This window comes from Paenibacillus sp. SC116 (assembly GCF_024733555.1).
In the GTDB taxonomy this organism is placed as follows: Bacteria; Bacillota; Bacilli; order Paenibacillales; family Paenibacillaceae; genus Paenibacillus_B.
The window spans coordinates 24,977-45,033 of the sequence record NZ_JANIOF010000006.1; the positions used below are offsets into that span (position 1 = coordinate 24,977).

Consider the following 20,057-nt stretch of genomic DNA (forward strand, 5'->3'; position numbering starts at 1 on the left):
AAGGAAGTATAAGGAGCTTGATAATCAAGGCTGTCGAAAAGTTTCGACAGCTTTTTTTATTTGTATGGTTCAGAATTTTTTTTACATACTCTGTTTAAGCCCCTGTCTCATAAAGATGAGTCAGGTTTAAATAGGGCTGCACGGACTTTGTTTATAACTGAGAATGTTTGGCTGATTGTAAATCTTTAGCCTAAGCTAGGAGATTAACTGTTTGCAAATATTCAGTTAGCTTTTCGGAAATCTAATTTCAAATGTTGTTCCTTTTGAAATCTTGCTCGCTACAGAAATCGTACCTTGATGAGCTTGAACAAGCTTATAAACGATTGCCATACCAAGCCCGGTACCCTCAGAAGAAGCATCCGTTGTGGTGCCGCGGTAATATTGTTTAAAAAGGTTGCTCACCATCTCGGTGGACATACCTACGCCGTTATCGGCAATGCGAATAACTGCCACATTCTCTTCACTTGAGAGTTCCGTATAAATATCCGTATGTTCAGGGTTGTGCAGAATCGAATTCATTAAAATGTTTTGCAAGATGCGATGCATGAACTTGTGATCAAACTCAACTTGAATCTCGGGTGTATCTGTCTTGAAATGCAGCATATAGCTGCTTGCTTGTGGATTGTTACTAATGTCAGCAACAACCCTTTTCGTAAATTCAACGATATCGTGCGCTGTCTTATGTGACGATAACATCCCGTCAGCATGATTGAGCTGCAAAACAAGGCTGAAATCTTGGATTAACTCCTCCATATGTATTCCTTTATTGTGAATCTCTTGGAGAAAAGAATGAGCTTCTTCCTTCGACCACTCATACTGACTATTCAATAAAAGTGTAGAGTAGCCTGTGATATAGGTTAGAGGTGTTTTCAAATCATGTGAAATCCCCGCGATCCACTCTTGCTTTGCCTGTTCAATTTTTCGTCGCTCGATTTCATTAGCCTGTAAAGTGGAAGCCAGAGCTTGTAGCTGCTGCAATACTTCTTTATATAGAAGGTAACGCATGCGGAGCTTCCCTTTGCGAGTATAAATTTTTTGCAAGCCGATAGGCTTCTCGTAGTTGTGCTGCGATAATTGATAGATCCAACTCATAATAAATCCGATCGGACCGCCAAAATACCAACCGAACAACCCAATGCACACGACTGTGCTGCCTCCAAATATCCATCCTACGAGCAATCCTTCTGTATTTTCATTAACAATGAGATCGAACAGAGGAAGGATACCTTCTACAATGATGGGAATGCCGAGGCCAGACGCCAGTATCCAAAAAACAAGTCCTAGTGCAAGATGAACTATAAATCGAGTTGTTATTCTCATTTTCGGTCCTCATTAGTAGGAATGAATTTATAGCCGATTCCCCGTAAGTTGACGATTATTTTTGGGTTTCGCGTATCATCTCCGAGCTTTTTTCGCAGCTTGGCAATATGGATCGTGACGGTCTTTTCCTCGCCATACGCATCATTTCCCCATACGAATTCATATAGTTGAGCCGTTGTGAAAATACGATTTGGATGTTTGCAGAAGAAATGCAGCAGTTCCAGCTCTTTGGCGGTGCTCTCTACAATTGAGTTGTTAACGGTTAACGTTGCAGAATCGGGATCGTACGTAAAGCAGCCATAATCAAATAAAGCACTGTGCTGCTGCTGTTGTGCTTGTTGTGTATTCTCATACATTTGCTTCCGCCTCAGGATGACCTTAATTCTTGCTACCACCTCTAAAGGGTTAAAAGGCTTTGTAATGTAATCGTCCCCGCCAATCCCCAGCCCTGTTAATTTATCGAAGTCAGTAGAGCGAGCGCTAATAAAAATAATGGGTGTGTTCGTTAATTTGCGGATTTCCGTACAAAGTTCAAAGCCACTTATATCAGGAAGCATAATATCGAGCAATATAATGTCGTATGTATTTGCTTTAATACGCTGCAAGGCATCTTTTCCTGTAGCTGCCGTTTGGATATGCGTAAAATGCTCTTTCTTAAGCGTGATTTCTAACAATTTTAAAATGCCTACTTCATCATCGACGGCTAATATCTTTGCAGATTCCATGGTGTATATCCCTCATTTCTCCTCCTCATTATATCAATTCCATTTTTAAATTTGTTTCCCTAACTCAAAATATTACTAGTAATTTCCCTGCTGTTTACTTTGTTTTTACTTTCAAGGATTAAGCTTAAGGTAAGGAATCGATAGGAGATTAGGGGGACGTACAAAATGGAATCGGTCATTCGTATCAGCCAATTGTGTAAGACATACAAGGGGATTGAGACGGTCTCAAACGTACATATGAACATTAAGAAAGGCGAGATTTATGGCTTTTTAGGGCCCAGTGGAGCGGGGAAAACGACGATCATGAAGATGATTTTAAACTTAGTCAAGCCAACCTCTGGTGAGATTACTGTGTTAAACGAGATTGTGCTGCCTACCTCGTATCAGTATTTAAAGAAAATAGGCAGCATTATTGAAAATCCTGTCTTCTATGACGCATTAACGGCACAGCAAAATTTAGAGATACACTGTGAATATGCTGACTATACCCATAAAGGGGTGGCAGAGGAAGCGTTGGAGATTGTTGGTCTTAGTAATGTGGGGGATAAGAAAATCTCTGAATTTTCGCTAGGAATGAAGCAGCGATTAGGGATAGCCCGGGCAATTGTGACGAAGCCGGACATTCTTATTCTGGATGAGCCGATAAATGGACTTGATCCAATCGGTATTAAAGATATACGAGAACTGCTTGTCCATTTAAAAGAGCAGTTAGGTGTGACGATCCTCATCTCAAGTCATATCGTTTCAGAGATTGAATCTATTGCCGATACGATAGGTGTTATTAATCGTGGTCGATTATTAACAGAAGTGAAGATGGATGATATCAGACAACAACATAGCCATTTAGAAAAGTATTTTTTACAGCTTATTATGGGAGATGACCAGCATGCTTAAATTGATGAAATTAGAATGGAAGAAACATCGCGTTAACAGTTATTTTAAAGCGCTAGTAATTTGTATCGTGGCGATTTTTGGGGCAGTTGCGCTTATGGCATGGACTTCCGGAAGAGAGAGTATACCGCTGTTTCCTGATTATGAAGAATTTATGTCATTGACGAATATATTTATTCGCATCGTGTTTATTATTTTCTCAAGTGTACTATTGTCTCGTATCGTCATCGACGAATACAGAAATAAGACGATTCAATTGCTATATACGTATCCGCTGCAGCGAAAAAAGTTAATGCAGGCCAAGCTCGCGATTGTCTTTGGCTTCTGTTTTTTTAGCATTATTATGGCGACGATGATCATCAATCTGCTCGTATTGTTCCTAAATCCATTGCTTCCATTGTTTGAGGCATCTGCTCGTGTCGGCGATATGGTCGCTTCTATTCCGACCACGATATTAAACGCACTTATGATTGCGGGAATGAGCTTAATTCCGTTATATTTTGGCATGCGAAAAAAATCTGCTCCGGCAACGATAACTTGGGCTGTATTGATTGGCTTTGCTATTAATGCAAATGTTTCAACTGAGGCCGCTTCGACAAGTCTGTTCCAGTTCATTGCCGTACCTATCGCGATGTGCCTTGTAGGTCTTACGATTGGTTATCTTTCTTATTATAAATTGGACAAGATTGATGTGGCGTAACTTAAAGTTAAGTACATGTAATTGCATAGTGGTGGCGATTACAGCGATCTGAACACCTGATTAAGAGAAATGGAGAATAGGATAACGATGAAGAATGCATTATTAGTAATTTCTCTCGTATTAATTGTAATTATCGGATCGGCGTGTAGTGTACTGGGAGAAGCAGGCCATTCGTTTAAAATCGAACAATCGTTTCAAGTTGGCAGCATTCAAGCAATCGATATCAATAATGAATCTTGGGATATTGAGTTCAAAAGCACGGATTCCAATCAAATCACAATTACAGCAGAAGGAAAACAAAAAGATGAGAAAAACGATCCTGTCGTTATAAAAGAGGACACGAATAAAATTTTAATTACTCAGAAAAACCATAAGGCTGGGTTTATGGATAATTTCAAATTTGGCAAAGAAGGGACAATCTCTATTTCTATTCCTAGACATAGTGTGGACACGATAACAGTGGATAATCGATTTGGAGATATGGAGTGGAATGATATAGCGCTCCATACGGTTGATATTTCTACTGAGACTGGTTCAATGATGGTTAAAGGTCTTACAGCAGATATAGGAAAGGTAACATCCGAAAACGGACCATTAGGTATGAGAGACAGTTCGGTAAGAGAGTTAACGGCAACTTCCACTACAGGAGACAGCGATATGACTAATGTGACGAGCTCTAGCATGAAAATAACGAGCACAAATGGGGCCATTTCGATTAAAGACGCAAACGAAAGCGAGTCCGTAGTTGTACAAACGAAATTAGGAGATATCGCCGTGTCGTTTAAGGAAGCTCCAACTTCATTATCTGTTAGCGCTAGCAGCCATTTATCTGATATAACGGTTCAGCTGGATGGCTTTAAGGAAAGCGTAAGTACAGAACAATCGAAAACAGGCGTAATTGGTAAGGGGCAGAATAAACTGGAGCTTGCAAGTGAAATGGGAACGATTGATGTACGTTAGGGAGTGGGGGACATTTCATTGAAATAAATGATGAAATTCACAAGTTTTCCTTCGAAATTTAAGTATTACGAAAGCTTTTTAGTCGAAATTTATATAGTTTGGTGAAAATTCGGGGTTGATAATATTTTTTGACCTGATATAATTAAATATGAAATTGATAATCATTATCATTAATTTTATCAATTCAATAATTGTGGTTTGTTTATAGAGTTTACATATAAGGGGAGAGGTAAAAGAAATGAAGAAGTTTAAATTCACTGTCTTTATGGCAATTTTGGTCGTAATGTTGGCAGCTTGCTCAAATCCAAGTAATGAAGCTAGTAAAACGGAAACTACTGGGAAAGCAAACGATGCTGCTAAACCTGCAACCGTTCAAATCACTGATGCTCACGGAACGGTTGATGTTCCTGTAAACCCTAAAAATGTAGTTGCTTTGGATAATAGAACGTTTGAAACTTTAGCTGATTGGAATATTGAGTTAGCGGCTGTTCCAAAGCCTGTAATGCCTGCGGATTCACCCTATGTGACTAACGAAAAAGTTAAAGATGTTGGAAATCACCGTGAACCAAATCTTGAAGTTATTGCAGCTGCAAACCCTGAACTTGTCATTGTTGGTCAAAGATTTGCTGGCCATTATGAAGATATTAAAAAATTAGTGCCAGATGCAATTGTTATTGATCTGAATGTAGATATTTCTAAGGACGCTGAGAAACCTGGAGAAAATTTGGTAAATGGACTTAAAAGTTCTACAATTACTTTGGGGAAAATTTTTGATAAAAATGAAGAGGCTAAACAATTAACAGCTGATTTTGATAAAGCTATCGCAGACGCTAAGGCTGCCTATAATGGAAAAGATAAAGTGATGAGCGTTATCGTTTCTGGTGGAGATATTGGTTATTCAGCTCCTAAGAATGGACGTGTTTGGGGACCAATGTATGAGATTTTTGGATGGACTCCGGCATTGGAAGTAAAAAATAATACTACCGATCATCAAGGCGATGAAATTTCTGTTGAAGCAATTGCACAAAGTAATCCTGATTGGATTTTCGTACTAGATCGTGATGCTGCAGTATCTGGTGAAACGAATAAAGTTCCTGCTCAGGATGTTATTGATAAATCTCCGGCACTTCAAAAAACAACGGCTGTTTCTAAAGGAAATATTGTTTATGCACCAACTGACACTTATGTAAATGAATCCATCCAAACTTACTTGGAATTATTCAAAAACCTTGCAAACACATTAGCTAAGTAGTGTAAAGGAGTATAACATAGTGCCGAAAAATATTAGAACTGGGGTTGAGATTAATTCTCAACCCCAGTTTTATAACCACCATAAAATATGGACAAAACCGTTTATACTAGCAATTATCGTTGTTATTACTTTAGGGGTTATATCACTGTTTACTGGAGTTTATGATATACGTGGACAAGCAGATGGATGGGATATGTTTTTGATAACTCGTGTTCCGAGAACAGCTGCATTAATGCTTACTGGTGCTGCCATGGCAATGGCAGGACTCGTCATGCAACTTATTACACAGAATCGTTTAGTTGAACCTACCACAACGGGAACTATTGAATGGGCAGGTTTAGGACTCCTTACGGTTTATTTATTATTTCCGGCCCCAAGTTTAGTTCTAAGAATGACTGGTGCAATCCTTTTTTCTTTCATAGGAACTATGATTTTCTTTTTATTTTTAAGAAGAGTTAAGCTTCGTTCGTCTTTAATTGTCCCGATCATTGGGCTGATGCTTGGAGCAGTCATTTCTGCAGTTTCCACTTTTCTGGGACTTCTGTTTCAAAAGACGCAAAGTATTGAAAGTTGGTTTGTAGGTTCTTTTGCGTCTGTTCAAATTGGAAGATATGAATATTTATGGATAATCGTTATCGTTACTATTCTCATTTTTATTTTTGCTAATAGATTGACTTTGGCTGGACTAGGAGAAGATGTAGCAACAAGTCTTGGCGTAAATTATAGTAGGCTTATTCTGTTTGCTACGGGTCTTATTTCTCTTGCAGTTGGCATTGTTGCGGCTGTTATTGGCAACTTACCTTTCTTAGGCTTAATTGTCCCTAATATTGTTTCCATGTTTAGGGGAGATGATCTTAGAAGTAATTTGCCTTGGGTATGCGTGATAGGCATGGGTACGGTAACTTTCTGTGACATTATTTCTCGAACCATTATAATGCCTTTTGAATTACCTGTCTCATTAATACTTGGAACATTAGGCTCAATCGTATTTATTGTTATTTTATTGAGACAAAGAAAATCTAGGGGGCTAAGATGAACGCATTGGAATATAGAAATAAAGAAAATGTCGAAATCTATTCTAGCCTTCATAATAAAAATAGATCAGCTAGAGCTTTCCGTTCTAAGAAAGATGAAAAGCGTTATTGGATTTTGCTAATTACCTTGATTGTTTTGGGCCTTTTTTCAGCCTACGGACTTTTAGTTTATAATAATCCGGTTCCAATAGATTCACCTTCTTTTATTCCAGTCGTTCAAAGAAGGATAGAAGCTCTTATTGCAATGATTATTGCTGCAATTTGTCAGAGCTTGGCGACAGTGGCTTTCCAATCGATTACGAATAACCGGATTATAACTCCTTCACTGCTAGGGTTTGAATCCCTTTACTCAACCATTCATACAAGTACAATATTTTTCTTTGGTGCTGGTGCATTGATCAATTTTAGTGGTATTGGATCATTTCTATTTCAAGTCATTCTTATGGTTTTGATGAGTTTGATCCTTTATGGATGGTTGCTTTCTGGAAAGTATGGGAACTTACAACTTATGCTTTTGGTTGGCATTATTATTGGTACGGGACTGAACTCTGTATCAACATTTATGAGAAGACTTCTTGCACCGTCTGAGTTTGATATTTTACAGGCAAGATTATTTGGTTCTGTCAATAATGCAGATGCTGATTATTATCCAATTGTAATTCCAATCGTAATCGTTGCAGCATTGTTACTGCTTGCTTATGCTAAGAAATTAAATGTATTGTCACTTGGAAAAGATGCCGCTACTTCTTTTGGAGTTAAACATCAATCTAGTATCATTTATACGCTTATATTAGTTTCTGTTTTGATGTCAATTTCAACGGCTTTAATTGGACCGCTTACTTTCTATGGATTTTTAGTTGCAACATTGAGTTATCAAGCAGCGCCAACTTATGACCATAGATATACGTTTCCAATGGCTCTTGCGATAGGATTTTTGATATTAACGAGTTCATACTTTCTCATGTATCATGTATTCAATGCTCAAGGCGTAGTTTCAGTTATTATCGAACTGTTCGGTGGCATCTTATTCTTATCTGTGATTTTAAGGAAGAGGGCTCTATGATAAAAATTAATAATGTTAGAAAGTCTTATACGGATAAGGTTAAAATAGGGCCTTTGGATATTGAAATACCAAAGGCTGGATTCACTTCTTTAATTGGACCCAATGGTGCTGGAAAGTCTACGACGCTTTTGATGATTGGAAGACTTTTGGAAATGGATGAAGGTCAAATTATGGTGGCCAATATGGATGTTACCAAGTCTAAATCGAATGACTTAGCCAAAATCGTGACTATTTTGCGACAAGAAAATCATTTTGTAACGAGGCTTACTGTCAGACAACTAGCTGGATTTGGGCGTTTTCCTTATTCAAAGGGAAGGTTAACGAAAGAGGATGAGGCTATTATTTCAAAATATATCGATTTTTTAGATTTGACTGATCTAGAAAATAGATATTTAGATGAGCTTTCAGGTGGTCAAAGGCAGAGGGCATATGTTGCAATGGTTTTGTGCCAAGAGACTGAATATGTACTTTTGGACGAACCTCTGAACAATCTTGATATTGCTCGTTCTGTTCAAATGATGGAGCATTTGAGACATGCTGCTAATGAATTTGGAAGAACAATTCTGACTGTAATGCACGATATAAATTTTGCAGCCAAATATTCGGATAGAATTTGTGCTATGAAGGATGGACAAATTGCCGCTTTTGGAACAGTGGATGAGATTATGAAGCCAGAAATTTTGACCGATATTTTTGAAACGAAAATAGAAATTCTCGATGGTCCTTATGGTCCAATAGCTATTTATTAGCTTTATACATGCTGAACTTACTGTAAGTTTCTTGCTAAAGAGCCCCTAAGGCGTTTGAAGGATTTTTTGTTCAAACGCCTTAGGGGCTCTTTACATATTACATAAACTTAAATGGAGCTAGTATCACAATTTACACAAGTTACTTTCTCTATAAACTCCTCGCAAAGCTCAGCGGCATCACGCTTAATCGGGTGATCTGCTAACCGTTCATGCCTCGCACAAACAGCCAGCTTATATTGCGGATCTAACTGATATTGCTTCACATATCTAGGAGTAGGATCAGTATCAGAATGAAAAGTGAATTGATTATTTATACGTTTAAAAGAAAACGAATTAAGAGGAATGGATAATCCTTTTCCGACTGCTTTAATATAGCTCTCTTTTAATGTCCATAAGTCAAAGAAATAGGCCTGTCGTTCGTGCTCAGGCAACGCAAATAGATCGTTCACTTCTTCCTTTGAAAAAAAGCGTTCTGCGATAGCAAGATCAATAGGTTGAATATTCTCCACATCGACACCAACCTCTGTCTCATCTATCGCGCATACGACCCAATCCCCTGAGTGAGATACGTTATATGAGAACGAAGGCATGTCCCTTAAAAAGGGCTTACCATATGTATTAGTATCAAAATGCAATTGTTCGTGGGATAGCCCCGTTCTAGACATCGCATTAAGACGAACCGTTATTTCGCCAATAAGAGCTCTAAGTTGATCGGGTTTGCGCATGTAGCGTGATATTTTTTGCTGCTTGTCCGTCGGCAGAAGCTGTAGCGACTGTTCGAACCATTTTTCATCCATATCAGCAAATGCGGTTACAGCGATTATTTCCTGCATATCGGTTTGAGCCCCCAGTAATAGGTTGTGTAACATATTTATTCATTATATATCATGACATGGTGCAGGGAGGTAGAAAAAGAATATAGAGTGTGCATAAAAAAAGACATGCGAGGCACGATATAAAGGATGCCATTCCCAAATTATGATTGAAAAGGAGAACGCCTAATGACACATACAAATACGTATCAAATTGAACAGCTTGCGCAGCAATTAATTCAGCAAACGAATGCTGCAACACAGAAGTATCAACAGCTGTTGCATCAGGAGCAGCAGAACGCTGCACGCTTGCAAGAGCTTGCAAAAATTGAACAGCATGCAGCTAATGTAATTCAAACTGCACTTCAAGGCCATCAAACAGCGGTACAGCAGCTGCAGCAAATTATTCATCTTGCACATCAAGCACATTCGGCGCAGAGCGGTTATTCTTCAACGGGATTGGTAGCTCATGTGCAGCCGCATGTAAGTTATATTGAGCAATCAAACCAACATGCAAGCTCAAATCAAGTCTATAACCCTGCATATAGAGGATATTAATAAGCGACTTCCAAGCTTATTGAAATACGAGAAAGATTAGGACAGCACACCTGATTAGAGTCTGGATTGTTAGTGATCCAGACGAAGTCAGTTGGGGCTGTCTTCTTTTTTGCTTCATGTGTGCATACATTGGAACATTACAGTTGCCCAAGCTTGCGGGAAAAGGGGGAACGACATGGGCTGGGGAAGACGATCGTGGTTACAGCGTATACTTGAGAGCTTGTCGATGAAACGGCATCGTCGCTGGGGACGACCTGCGCTGTTTACTAAGCCGAGAGTGCATAACCAATGGAATGAGAAGCGATGGAAAGGAACGAGGCGCTGGTCATCAAGTTCTTCGTCGGCGAGTAAGGAATCAAGCCGTGAAGTAGCTGTCTCTGACTATTCATCTTCATCTTCATCTGCAAAGTCTATGCGTTATGCAGGAGCTGGTTGGAAAAGCGCGCCTCCCAAACCAAAACGCAGAAGAAGGGCATGGTTTATCGCATTCATTATTTTTGTGCTGCTAAGTGTTCAGTTGTTTCTTTATGTGGATAAGCATGTTCGCGGGCCAGTTATGCATTTGGCAAAAATCCGCATTAAGCAGATGGCAACGAAAGCGATCAACAAAGCGATAAGTGACCAAGTAGCGCAAGGAAGAAAATTGGATAAGCTCATTGAATGGAAGACGGATAATCGAGGAAAGGTAACGAGTTTCATCTTAAATTATAATGAACATATGCGGATTACTTCGGAGACGGCTAATATTGTTCAAAATGCGCTTCGTTCCACAGAAGAGTTCCATGACCATATTCCGCTCGGTCAAGCATTAGGTAGTGCTTTGATCGCTTCTTTTGGTCCTCGCATCCCTGTAAAGATGGAGCCGCAAGGCGCTGTGAAGGTTGAATTGGATACAAGGCCGATGGAAGTGGGCATCAATATGGTGCTCGTTGAAGTGTATATTAAAGTTGTGGAAGAGATAGCGATTGTGATTCCATTCGATATGGAGCCTGAGGTAGTAGAAACGGAAATACCTATTTCCTATATGCTCGTAGTGGGAGATGTACCGATGTATTACTATGATGGCAATGGGAAGCCGGTCGGTACAAATTCGGACCAAGCTCCAGCGCTGTCATTGCCAGCGCAACCGCCTGCTGCTCCAGAACAAAGCAGAGGAATTACGGTATCACCAGATGTGACGTTGCCATCTAATGGTTCCATTCAGGGGGGCGGAAACGATTCATCCTCAGGAATAAGTGAGGGAGTATCCACAGGCGAAGGCCATTGAGGTCATTCGATTATTAGTAAGACAGAGGATTGTATAAATGGAACAGATACAGACGATTTAGTAGTTTGAAAATAGGGCGGGCATTTATTCGTTTAGTGTAGTATTTGTTATGAGGATAAAGATCTGTGACATTTTTTAAAATGATATAACGATGCTGCCATGTTAAAAAGTCGAGTGTAGGATTCGAAAAAGAATCTTAACTCGACCTTTTTTATCAAGGACATGTGCAGAATGTTTTCCTAAAATTGACGACATTCGAAATTCATAGCCCAACCTAATTTTAGATCAGTGTTTTTCTAAAGCAGTTTCTATTCCACTATTGAATCCTTACATTCATGAAGATTTTTTATCTTTGCGCAGCTTACGCTTGTCCATAGACTCCCATTGTTTCAATGATGGATACGGATCAAAGGCGTATTCAATTAGGCCGCGGTCACGATAAATACCAAAGTGAAGATGGGGAGGAAACTTGCCCTGTGTTCCGGGTTTGCCGTAACCTGAGCTGCCTACCCAGCCGATAACTTGGCCAGGAGAGACGATATCCCCTTCTTTCAAGTCTTTCTGAAACCCAGACAGGTGAGCGTAATAGTGATACAGGTTGTCCGTATCTCTAATGCCAATGCGCCATCCGCCGTAGCGGTTCCAGCCTTTAATTTCTACAACCCCGTAACATGTGCTTCGGACGGGCACACCGTGTCTGGCAAATATATCGGTTCCTTCGTGTATGCGGAATCCACCGTAATGGCGCCCCATTCCCCATGTGCTTCGATAGGAATATATCGATTGCACTGGCAGTGGGAAAGCGCGATCTTTTAAATTCAGCTGATCAAAGCGCTCATAAATTTTAGCGAATTGCCTTATGCGCTGGACAGCTCTTGAATTCTGATAGTAATTCCACAAGCCATTAGCGAAGTCTTCTTCCTGCAAGCCATAAGATCCGATAAAGTTGGCGACGCTGTAGAGCAAATCAAAATCATTATTTCGTTCAGCTCGATTATCCCCGGAACCGTCTCGTCCAATACCGTTGAATAAAAGTATTGACTTCGGATTGTTGTCACTCATATCGGGATTGAGCATGCCTGCCCATTGGGGAGGCTCGATTACAATACTAACGACGGGAGCGGATCGTTCTCTCTTCTTCGGATTCGCGATTGTTATCGTTCGTTCATACTGATCGATAGCTGCTAAACGATACCAAGGAATACCTGTAACAGCGCTCATTTTATCGTATAGGATGCGTCGTTCAGCATCATCATTTTCAGTTTTTCGAACTTCAGCTGCTGAGGAAGCGGGCTTACTATAGGCCGCCGTTGATTTACTAAGTGACCCGCAACCTATGGCGGCAATCAGTACGAATACCAATAGGACAAAGGGACGTGGCAATGGGGATACCTCCTAACCATAGCTGCATGTAACCAGAATGTTCACTATATGTAGCATGTGCCACAATCGATTTCTTATGCTGTCAAATTGACTTAAATCTTAATGAATTCCGTGCAGGCAAAGGTATGGATTTTTAACCATTCATGTTATAATACTGATACTGAATTAGGTCAAGGACAAGCGAACCGAGAAAGAAGGTAGTAGAACTTCATGAAGAAAAAAGCGCAAGCTAAACCCGATTGGATACGCATCAAGCTGACCACAGGTGAAAATTATTCCGAAATTAAGGATATGATGCGCAGTAAGACGCTGCATACGGTCTGTGAAGAAGCGCGCTGTCCCAACATATATGAGTGCTGGGCTAATCGTACTGCAACTTTCATGATTCTCGGCGATATTTGTACACGTGCATGTCGTTTCTGTGCGGTTAATACAGGGATGCCGACTGAACTGGATCTTCAAGAGCCAGAGCGTGTTGCAGAAGCAGCTGAGCAAATGCAATTGCGTCATTGTGTAATTACATCTGTTGCTCGTGATGATCTCCAAGATGGGGGCGCATCTATATTCGCAGGCTCCATCAAGGCGGTACGCGGTCGGTTGCCTTTGTGCTCAGTTGAAACTCTGATTCCTGACTTTATGGGCAACTGGGATGCATTGAAAATCGTAATGGACGCTAAACCAGATATTTTGAACCATAATGTAGAGACGGTAGAACGTCTATCGGATCGTGTACGTGCGAAGGCGAAATACGAGCGTTCCTTAGAACTTCTTCGTCGTGCTAAAGAAATGCAGCCTGAGATTCCGACTAAATCCAGTATTATGCTCGGGGTCGGAGAAGAATGGCACGAAATTCTTCAAACGATGGATGATTTGCGTGCAGTTAACTGTGATATCTTGACGGTCGGTCAATATTTGCAGCCAACTCCTAAGCATCTGTTTGTAGAGAAATACTACACACCAGAACAATTTGCAGAGCTTAAAGAAGAAGGATTAAAGCGCGGCTTCAGCCATGTTGAGTCGGGACCACTTGTACGCAGCTCCTATCATGCGCATGAGCAAGTTAAGTCAGCGCAGGAGAACGTAGCGGCCAAGGCATAACGCAATTCAAAACATTTATGCATGGTAGGACGCGCTTCGCCGTTATGCTGCGGGCGGAATAGTACCGCGGCTCGGAGAAGGAGGAATAGAACGTGATTCATATCGGCGGGAGAACGTATGAGATTGTTCATGAATATAGAAATGCGTGGAATCCGGATTTTTTCCGCGAACGATACAGCGAAGTTCTAGAGCGATATGATTATATACTTGGTGATTGGGGTTACAATCAACTTCGATTAAAGGGATTTTTTAAAGAAGGCCATCCAAAGTCATCGAAAGAGACGACAATTGCAAGTATGATGGATTATGTAAATGAGTACTGTAATTTTGGTTGTGCTTATTTTGTCCTAGAACGAGTGGCTAATAAGGATGGACGTACAAATGCAGATTGGACAGAACTGCCTACAGAAGCGGAGCAGGAAGGCGCTGCGGCTTTGGAGGAAGTAAGGCTTGATGGTGATGGAGAAACCAAACCTGAAGGCATCAGCTTTCCAGTTCGCTCTTCCATAAAGGAAGGGGATGCTAATGAAACGGTTGCAGCCGGAATGATGCCTAATCGTTCTAAGCGGCATGCCCGTCCTGAACGCCATGAGCGTGGTCGTAATCGTTATAATCGCTCAGCTCGTGAAGATAAGCCACAACAAGGCCAAGGTCGACAGGATCAGAAGGAACGCGCGGAGAAAACGGATCATCTTGAGCGGCAAGAGCGTCCAGATCGGAATGAACGTACGGAACGCAACAAGCCGAATCGCAATCGGACCAAAGCTCGTTCGAAGGCTCAAGTCAATCCAAGCTCAGCAGACTCGAACAAGCCTAATAAGCCGAATAAAGATGGTGGCTCACGCCGTAACGCTCACCGAGCTGCCCCAGATTCACGCCCATCAAGTCCACCAACGACAACGTAATACAATTATCACATAGAAAGGGCTGTCCCTTGAGTAGCTATTACTACTTGAGGGACAGCCCTTTCATGATGATAAGTGATATCAATCTTCAGGAATTTCAGAATTGTATTACTCGTAGCCAAGAAATGCTTCACGTACGCGATTCCAGAATGGGAATGGCCGGTAGCGAACAAAGGTTACGGTTTGATCGGATACTTGACAGCGAATAGACGATAAATTATCTAATGTTGAATTCAAATGATCAATAGTTAAGAGCAAACGTTGCTCCTTGCGTGAGAAAATATCAAAGTGATGATGCTTAGGTAAAACGAGCGAAGAGCCTAATGTTCGGAATACCCTATTGTTTATAGAGGCAATTTCCGCTAGTTGTATAGAAGCGATCGATGGATGAACCATGGCGCCGCCCAAACTTTTGTTGTATGCAGTACTCCCTGATGGGGTAGACACGCAAATACCGTCTCCTCTAAACATTTCAAACAATTGGTCATTGATGTCGATCTGGGCTACAAGTGTTCCGTCTATTCCTTTTAAAGTGAATTCATTAAGTGCTGTATACCTGGTTGTTTCTTGATGATGTGTAGTCACAATAAGATCGATTAATGGATATTTGACGATCCTAGGCTGTAAGGTTTCAGCTTGATGGTGATTGCCCATTAGTTGAACGAGAAGTTCAATCTCATCGGCTTTCCAATCCGCATAGAACCCAAGATGCCCTGTATGAATACCGACGAAGGCTGTACTGTTAAGCTGGTCAATATAGCGGTGGAAAGCTTGCAGCATCGTGCCGTCCCCGCCTATGGAAACAACGATGTCAGGCGACTCGTCATGATGAATTAATTGCTGTTCGGCTGCCAAATAATGAAATCGTTCTGTTAACTCGAGTGATAACTCATCTCCGCGATTCAAGATTGCGTATTTCAAAGCGTTGGCTCCTTTGTGTGTTGTACATGTTTATGAACGATCATGTCCTCTTTAAAAAGAGGTCTTCCAGTCATTTAGTCATCTTCATCTTAATATGTCTTTCATAGGAAAACAATCGCCAACTTTTATCGCAATAAGCGAATAATGCGAACGATGCAGGACCCGAAGAGGAGTAATAAGCAAATTCCTAATGTTAGGTATCCTCCCCATTGAAGGGAATGGACAACCCATGACCAGTTGGTATGTGGTTCTAAATGAGTTGCTGGCAATAAAAATGATGTCCATGCTGCTGAGTATGGAGCTAGCCATGGAAATAGCAGATAAGCAAACAATCCAGCAAGTATGCCATGGATAAGTCGTGCAATAAGAAATGGAGTATAACGCAAATCTGATTCATTTAGCAAACTTGCCACCTGTGCATGTACAGACAATCCTGCCCACGATACGATCCAAGCTGCTGCTGTAACTTGCATGCGCAAGTCAGCGCCTTCTGCGCTTCCAGCTGCTTTTGCACCAAGCGTAACTTCAAATATACCGCCAGATAGTGCAGGTGCAAGTGATTCAGGCAAGTGTATCCATGATAATACCGTTCGAAGCATATAGTCCCATGCTTTCATAATGCCAGCAGAACTGAGCAGCTCCATCATGACGGAGAAGAAAACGACAAGACCCCCCACAACCATCATTAATTTTAAGGAAGATTGGATGGCTTGTGTTAATAACGTCCCTAATGGTCTTCCATCCTGCAACCGGGCTGTATGCATTGCTCGAAAAGCTGTAATCCATATTGATGATGAACGTGATGCTAATTGTTCAGCTGTGCCAGCGGATAAATGATTAGTGGCTGCGGTTGGGGGGGAACGATAAGCATGGAACCGCATTATAATGCCAAGAAGTAGGCCAGCCCCGTAATGAGCAATGGCAAGTGGCAAAGCAAGAGCGGGGGTTCCAAAGAACCCCACGGCAACTGCTCCTATTAAAAAGATCGGGTCCGATGTGGTTGTGAATGAGACGAGTCGCTCTCCCTCCTCGCGCGTAAGCAGTCCCTCAGATCGGAGTCTGGTTGTCAACTTGGCTCCTACAGGATAGCCTGAAGCATATCCCATCGCTACGACGAATCCACCTACCCCTGGTACACGGAACAGCGGCCGCATAATGGGATCTAATAGTGCTCCGATTCCATGAACAATGCCGAAACCTAGCAATGCTTCCGATATAATGAAGAATGGCAATAAAGAAGGGAACAGCACGTCCCACCATATACCTACTCCACGCAAGGCCGCTTGCAGAATAGATGCCGGATATTGCAACATAAGGGCGAATATTGCGCTTAACAACATAAAGCGGACAATGATCCCTATCTTAGTATACCAAGGCATAAATGCTCTCCCTCCGCGTACCGTAAGGATATCTGTGGACAAGAGGTCCCAAAGGATCATATGAGCGGAATTGGACAAACATGACAATGGAATAGGGCTTTGTAATCAAAATGTAAAGAAACCGCTTGCATTTTTTAATATAAAAACGGCTATCCTTATGATACAATTTCATTAATTAATTGATGAAACGCTAAAGTAACCTAACTACTTGGGGTTAAATAGGGGGGAGTCGAATGAGTATTATAGCTGGTATCCTTGTTTGTGCTTTCGTATACGTCATTCGAGAGTCATTGATTAGTCCTACTGAAGAAGAGTGGAAATACTACTGATAACCATGACGCTGAACACACCGTTCGGCGTTTTTTTGTGATATAATGAGCCGAAACTTATGGTCACTTTATAGAAAGATAGGTGAGAAAGTGAAGCGGTATCCTGGTACGATATATGAAGCATTAGGAGGAGAAGCGGTACTCCGCCAAGTGGTAGAGACGTTCTATCCTAAAGTACAAGCACATCCATTAATTGGGCCATTGTTCCCTGAAAATATTGATCCTGTTGTAGAAAAACAGATATTATTTTTAACTCAATTTTTTGGTGGTCCTGCCGTTTATTCGGAATTATACGGGCATCCAATGATGCGAGCTAGGCACCTTCCATTTCCAATTACTCCGAAGCATGCAGATGCGTGGTTAAGCTGTATGGAAGCCGCAATGCAAGAAGTGAATATTGATCCAGAACTTTCACACTATATTCTTGAACGTTTGCGTGGTCCGGCGTATCACTTTGTGAATCAATCTTAGTCAGTCAACAAATAAGAGGGGGCATATTGTAAATGAATTCCTCGGCTGAAGTTGAGCCCTTGTATCAAATTGATGTTCACTGTCCTCAATGTGAGGCCACTTATCGAACATCAAGAGTTCGCTCCCGATTTAAGCATGCGAAGCAGGTGGACAGCGACTTTTGTCAGCACTATACGAATGAGCGCTATAATCCTGACTATTATGTGGTGTATGTATGTGCTCACTGTGGCTGTGCGACGACAGAGAATAGCAAGAAGCAATGGACGGACAAGCAGAAGTCGCAGTTTCAAGAGCGGATCGGCAAGCAGTGGACTGCACGTGATTATGGGGGAGAGCGGAGCTGGGAGCTGGCTTTGCAAACGTACCAGTTGGCGGTACTGACCGCACAAACGATTCAAGAGAGCGACAGAGTGCTGGCCGGGTTGCTTCATCATACAGCATGGCTGCATCGGTATCGGAACAATATAGAACAAGAAATGCGGTATTTGAAGTTTGCCCTGCAAGCCTATGTATCTGTCTTTGAAAAAGAAGCTACCGAGCTAAATGATGCGAAACTTATTTATATAATGGGTGAGTTGTATCGTCGTCTTGGTCAATATCAGGATGCTGCTAAATGTTTTGCAAGGCTCATTCATGATAAGAAAATTTTGGATGCTGCAATGATTCGTGCAGCACGTGAGCAGTGGGCGGTTATGCGTGAAGAAATGCAAGCACAGAAGTTAGAAACCCCAGATGATATGTTCCAAGAAAAACGGATTGTATTATAAGGCTTATTTAAATGAATAATTGATCATAAGAAGTGAAATATGAAATATAAGAACTTAAATGATAGAACAAGCCATCCTATTATGCGCCGCAGCGTATTCAGGATGGCTTGTGTGTTTTTACTATCAGGTATACCTGTACTGTTTATGATAGCAAGCAATCTAACCTTCTTTTTTGGCTTGGATAAGTGCAGATTGACCACGTAAACTAATAATTTGCTGCTTACTCGTTTGAATTCGGAAATGATGTTGTGTCTCATGCGGAGCTTCCAACATTAGTTGAGTGAGTTCTTGCCGTACTTGATCAGATTGGCCCATACGCTTAAACCATTCATCAAATGCAAATGTTTTAGGGAACGTATACATACTTTCAATTGTAAATCCGCTGGATTCCAACATGCTAAACCATTCCCCTTTTTTTAGAGCGCGGTTGTGGCTAGGGTCCCTCTTCTTCTCAACAGTATTGTAAAAATGATCAAGCTGGTCTGATTCTGGCGCTACATTATCGATAATCAACAGTCGACCATTACGTTTAAGAACACGGTATGATTCTTGAATAAAGGAGTGGACATTAGGAAAATGGTGAGCGGCAATCCGACAGGTGACAATATCAAAACTGTGGTCTGCAAACGGTAGCTGTTCCGCATCGCCTTCTTCAAACTGGACATGTTGATGTCCATTACCCGTAATAAAAGATTCCGCACTTGCAAGTATTTCAGGTGTCATATCATAAGCGATAATATGCTTGGCATACGGTGCCAATGCATTGGCAACATGCCCGCCTCCAGTGGCAATGTCGAGCACAGAAGAGTGATTCTCACTTAATGCCAGCATAACGAGCAGATCTAAGTCTTTCCCTTTTGCATGAGTATGGCTTGAAACATATTTCGATGCATGTTGACCGAACTGCTGCATTACTTGCTTTTTGATATCCATGGATACGCCCCCTCATTCAATTAGTTCCACTCCATGAAACTTAGTTTCATTAATATTACAACTGGATTATATCTAAATTGTTCCAAACGTGTAAAGGGGAATTTTGTATAGTCATATTTGGCATATTGTTAATTTGAAGGATGAACGCATAAATGAGGGGAACGCACAAAACCCCGGCGCTCTTGGGTAGAGTCAATCCGGGGCAAATTGTTTTATAAGACCGCATAATCGCAATTGAAGGTAATTGAATGGATTGCAAATTCATTGTAATAGGAATAGAACACCTAATTCATAGTGATTAAGGTCTTCTCGGCAATTTCTTATTAGCAAGCAAATAATCGCTGTCCGCATCCACAATCGTTACACTGCTGTTGCAGCAAGGGAATACGAGCAGACGTTTTTTGCCATCATGGATATCAGGCAGCTCATCAGGACGGATCGGCAATAGCACATGTTTTTGATGACAATAAGGGCAGTGTTGCGCGTATAGATCTCCCATTTGCTCGTCATAGGGAAGTGTATTTTCAAATGGAATCATAC

At 41.2% G+C, this 20,057-nt stretch carries 21 protein-coding genes; 13 read left to right on the top strand and 8 right to left on the bottom strand.

The genetic code is table 11. The annotated features are described in order from the left end of the window. Positions 1 to 225: 225 nt before the first annotated feature. Both NQ117_RS20195 and NQ117_RS20200 read right to left on the bottom strand, forming a co-directional pair. Positions 226 to 1,320: a sensor histidine kinase gene (locus NQ117_RS20195; RefSeq protein WP_258279821.1), complete on the bottom strand. Its 1,095-nt coding sequence runs from the start codon at positions 1,318 to 1,320 to the stop codon at positions 226 to 228. Beyond that, on the bottom strand, positions 1,317 to 2,045 hold the full coding sequence (locus tag NQ117_RS20200; protein WP_258279822.1) for a response regulator transcription factor: 729 nt from the start codon (positions 2,043 to 2,045) through the stop codon (positions 1,317 to 1,319). Before NQ117_RS20200 ends, NQ117_RS20195 begins: the two co-directional genes overlap by 4 nt. A gap of 165 nt (positions 2,046 to 2,210) precedes the next feature. On the opposite strand from NQ117_RS20200, the gene NQ117_RS20205 reads away from it, so the two are divergent. From NQ117_RS20205 to NQ117_RS20235, 7 genes are all read left to right on the top strand, one after another. After that, positions 2,211 to 2,939, top strand: coding sequence for an ABC transporter ATP-binding protein (locus tag NQ117_RS20205; RefSeq protein ID WP_258279823.1), 729 nt, complete (start codon positions 2,211 to 2,213; stop codon positions 2,937 to 2,939). Further along, positions 2,932 to 3,636 (top strand): ABC transporter permease, encoded by a 705-nt coding sequence (locus tag NQ117_RS20210; protein ID WP_258279824.1) that lies wholly within the window; start codon positions 2,932 to 2,934, stop codon positions 3,634 to 3,636. Before NQ117_RS20205 ends, NQ117_RS20210 begins: the two co-directional genes overlap by 8 nt. Positions 3,637 to 3,723: 87 nt before the next feature. Then, a complete protein-coding gene (locus tag NQ117_RS20215) occupies positions 3,724 to 4,596 on the top strand; it encodes a DUF4097 domain-containing protein (RefSeq protein WP_258279825.1) in 873 nt (290 codons plus the stop codon). A 238-nt stretch (positions 4,597 to 4,834) separates the two neighbouring features. Beyond that, complete coding sequence (locus NQ117_RS20220) at positions 4,835 to 5,848, top strand: siderophore ABC transporter substrate-binding protein (RefSeq protein WP_258279826.1); 1,014 nt, start codon at positions 4,835 to 4,837, stop codon at positions 5,846 to 5,848. Between the two features lie 19 nt (positions 5,849 to 5,867). Beyond that, positions 5,868 to 6,884: an ABC transporter permease gene (locus NQ117_RS20225; protein WP_258279827.1), complete on the top strand. Its 1,017-nt coding sequence runs from the start codon at positions 5,868 to 5,870 to the stop codon at positions 6,882 to 6,884. Next, positions 6,881 to 7,945 carry an iron chelate uptake ABC transporter family permease subunit gene (locus NQ117_RS20230; protein ID WP_258279828.1) on the top strand — a complete coding sequence of 355 codons (1,065 nt, stop codon included), beginning with the start codon at positions 6,881 to 6,883 and terminating at the stop codon, positions 7,943 to 7,945. Before NQ117_RS20225 ends, NQ117_RS20230 begins: the two co-directional genes overlap by 4 nt. After that, positions 7,942 to 8,694, top strand: a complete 753-nt coding sequence (locus NQ117_RS20235; RefSeq protein ID WP_258279829.1) for an iron ABC transporter ATP-binding protein — start codon at positions 7,942 to 7,944, stop codon at positions 8,692 to 8,694. Before NQ117_RS20230 ends, NQ117_RS20235 begins: the two co-directional genes overlap by 4 nt. A 107-nt stretch (positions 8,695 to 8,801) precedes the next feature. Here NQ117_RS20235 and NQ117_RS20240 read toward each other — a convergent pair whose 3' ends face one another. Further along, positions 8,802 to 9,527, bottom strand: a complete 726-nt coding sequence (locus tag NQ117_RS20240) for a 4'-phosphopantetheinyl transferase family protein (protein WP_258279830.1) — start codon at positions 9,525 to 9,527, stop codon at positions 8,802 to 8,804. Between the two features lie 168 nt (positions 9,528 to 9,695). On the opposite strand from NQ117_RS20240, the gene NQ117_RS20245 reads away from it, so the two are divergent. Together NQ117_RS20245 and yunB are read left to right on the top strand one after the other, a co-directional pair. Then, positions 9,696 to 10,064, top strand: a complete 369-nt coding sequence (locus tag NQ117_RS20245) for a hypothetical protein (protein ID WP_258279831.1) — start codon at positions 9,696 to 9,698, stop codon at positions 10,062 to 10,064. A gap of 175 nt (positions 10,065 to 10,239) precedes the next feature. Next, positions 10,240 to 11,331, top strand: coding sequence for a sporulation protein YunB (yunB, locus tag NQ117_RS20250; RefSeq protein WP_258279832.1), 1,092 nt, complete (start codon positions 10,240 to 10,242; stop codon positions 11,329 to 11,331). A 333-nt stretch (positions 11,332 to 11,664) separates the two neighbouring features. On the opposite strand, the gene NQ117_RS20255 is transcribed toward yunB, so the two are convergent. Next, positions 11,665 to 12,714, bottom strand: a complete 1,050-nt coding sequence (locus NQ117_RS20255; protein ID WP_258279833.1) for a M23 family metallopeptidase — start codon at positions 12,712 to 12,714, stop codon at positions 11,665 to 11,667. A 210-nt stretch (positions 12,715 to 12,924) separates the two neighbouring features. Between NQ117_RS20255 and lipA the strand changes: the two genes are divergently transcribed. Beyond that, positions 12,925 to 13,812: a lipoyl synthase gene (gene lipA, locus NQ117_RS20260; RefSeq protein WP_258279834.1), complete on the top strand. Its 888-nt coding sequence runs from the start codon at positions 12,925 to 12,927 to the stop codon at positions 13,810 to 13,812. 92 nt (positions 13,813 to 13,904) lie between these two features. After that, the gene (locus NQ117_RS20265; protein ID WP_258279835.1) at positions 13,905 to 14,717 is read left to right on the top strand and encodes a YutD-like domain-containing protein; all 813 of its coding nucleotides are present in this window, start codon (positions 13,905 to 13,907) and stop codon (positions 14,715 to 14,717) included. Positions 14,718 to 14,825: 108 nt separating this feature from the next. Here NQ117_RS20265 and NQ117_RS20270 read toward each other — a convergent pair whose 3' ends face one another. Together NQ117_RS20270 and ylbJ are read right to left on the bottom strand one after the other, a co-directional pair. Continuing rightward, complete coding sequence (locus NQ117_RS20270) at positions 14,826 to 15,638, bottom strand: NAD kinase (protein ID WP_258279836.1); 813 nt, start codon at positions 15,636 to 15,638, stop codon at positions 14,826 to 14,828. 125 nt (positions 15,639 to 15,763) lie between these two features. Further along, on the bottom strand, positions 15,764 to 17,017 hold the full coding sequence (ylbJ, locus tag NQ117_RS20275; protein WP_258279837.1) for a sporulation integral membrane protein YlbJ: 1,254 nt from the start codon (positions 17,015 to 17,017) through the stop codon (positions 15,764 to 15,766). Between the two features lie 419 nt (positions 17,018 to 17,436). Here ylbJ and NQ117_RS20280 point away from each other — a divergent pair, with 419 nt between their 5' ends. Together NQ117_RS20280 and NQ117_RS20285 are read left to right on the top strand one after the other, a co-directional pair. Continuing rightward, a complete protein-coding gene (locus NQ117_RS20280) occupies positions 17,437 to 17,817 on the top strand; it encodes a globin domain-containing protein (RefSeq protein ID WP_258279838.1) in 381 nt (126 codons plus the stop codon). A gap of 32 nt (positions 17,818 to 17,849) precedes the next feature. After that, a complete protein-coding gene (locus tag NQ117_RS20285; RefSeq protein ID WP_258279839.1) occupies positions 17,850 to 18,584 on the top strand; it encodes a DUF2225 domain-containing protein in 735 nt (244 codons plus the stop codon). 159 nt (positions 18,585 to 18,743) lie between these two features. On the opposite strand, the gene NQ117_RS20290 is transcribed toward NQ117_RS20285, so the two are convergent. Continuing rightward, a complete protein-coding gene (locus NQ117_RS20290; protein WP_258279840.1) occupies positions 18,744 to 19,517 on the bottom strand; it encodes a class I SAM-dependent methyltransferase in 774 nt (257 codons plus the stop codon). 298 nt (positions 19,518 to 19,815) lie between these two features. Beyond that, positions 19,816 to 20,055 carry a hypothetical protein gene (locus NQ117_RS20295; RefSeq protein ID WP_258279841.1) on the bottom strand — a complete coding sequence of 80 codons (240 nt, stop codon included), beginning with the start codon at positions 20,053 to 20,055 and terminating at the stop codon, positions 19,816 to 19,818. Positions 20,056 to 20,057: the final 2 nt, after the last annotated feature.

Excerpts from the sequence above, each read along its gene's own strand:
- NQ117_RS20195 (WP_258279821.1), bottom strand. The coding sequence starts at position 1,320 with ATGAGAATAACAACTCGATTTATAGTTCATCTTGCACTAGGACTTGTT.
- NQ117_RS20220 (WP_258279826.1), top strand. The coding sequence starts at position 4,835 with ATGAAGAAGTTTAAATTCACTGTCTTTATGGCAATTTTGGTCGTAATG.
- yunB (WP_258279832.1), top strand. The coding sequence starts at position 10,240 with ATGGGCTGGGGAAGACGATCGTGGTTACAGCGTATACTTGAGAGCTTG.
- NQ117_RS20230 (WP_258279828.1), top strand. The coding sequence starts at position 6,881 with ATGAACGCATTGGAATATAGAAATAAAGAAAATGTCGAAATCTATTCT.
- NQ117_RS20200 (WP_258279822.1), bottom strand. The coding sequence starts at position 2,045 with ATGGAATCTGCAAAGATATTAGCCGTCGATGATGAAGTAGGCATTTTA.
- NQ117_RS20205 (WP_258279823.1), top strand. The coding sequence starts at position 2,211 with ATGGAATCGGTCATTCGTATCAGCCAATTGTGTAAGACATACAAGGGG.
- lipA (WP_258279834.1), top strand. The coding sequence starts at position 12,925 with ATGAAGAAAAAAGCGCAAGCTAAACCCGATTGGATACGCATCAAGCTG.
- NQ117_RS20235 (WP_258279829.1), top strand. The coding sequence starts at position 7,942 with ATGATAAAAATTAATAATGTTAGAAAGTCTTATACGGATAAGGTTAAA.
- NQ117_RS20285 (WP_258279839.1), top strand. The coding sequence starts at position 17,850 with ATGAATTCCTCGGCTGAAGTTGAGCCCTTGTATCAAATTGATGTTCAC.
- ylbJ (WP_258279837.1), bottom strand. The coding sequence starts at position 17,017 with ATGCCTTGGTATACTAAGATAGGGATCATTGTCCGCTTTATGTTGTTA.
- NQ117_RS20240 (WP_258279830.1), bottom strand. The coding sequence starts at position 9,527 with ATGCAGGAAATAATCGCTGTAACCGCATTTGCTGATATGGATGAAAAA.
- NQ117_RS20210 (WP_258279824.1), top strand. The coding sequence starts at position 2,932 with ATGCTTAAATTGATGAAATTAGAATGGAAGAAACATCGCGTTAACAGT.
- NQ117_RS20295 (WP_258279841.1), bottom strand. The coding sequence starts at position 20,055 with ATGATTCCATTTGAAAATACACTTCCCTATGACGAGCAAATGGGAGAT.
- NQ117_RS20245 (WP_258279831.1), top strand. The coding sequence starts at position 9,696 with ATGACACATACAAATACGTATCAAATTGAACAGCTTGCGCAGCAATTA.
- NQ117_RS20290 (WP_258279840.1), bottom strand. The coding sequence starts at position 19,517 with ATGGATATCAAAAAGCAAGTAATGCAGCAGTTCGGTCAACATGCATCG.
- NQ117_RS20215 (WP_258279825.1), top strand. The coding sequence starts at position 3,724 with ATGAAGAATGCATTATTAGTAATTTCTCTCGTATTAATTGTAATTATC.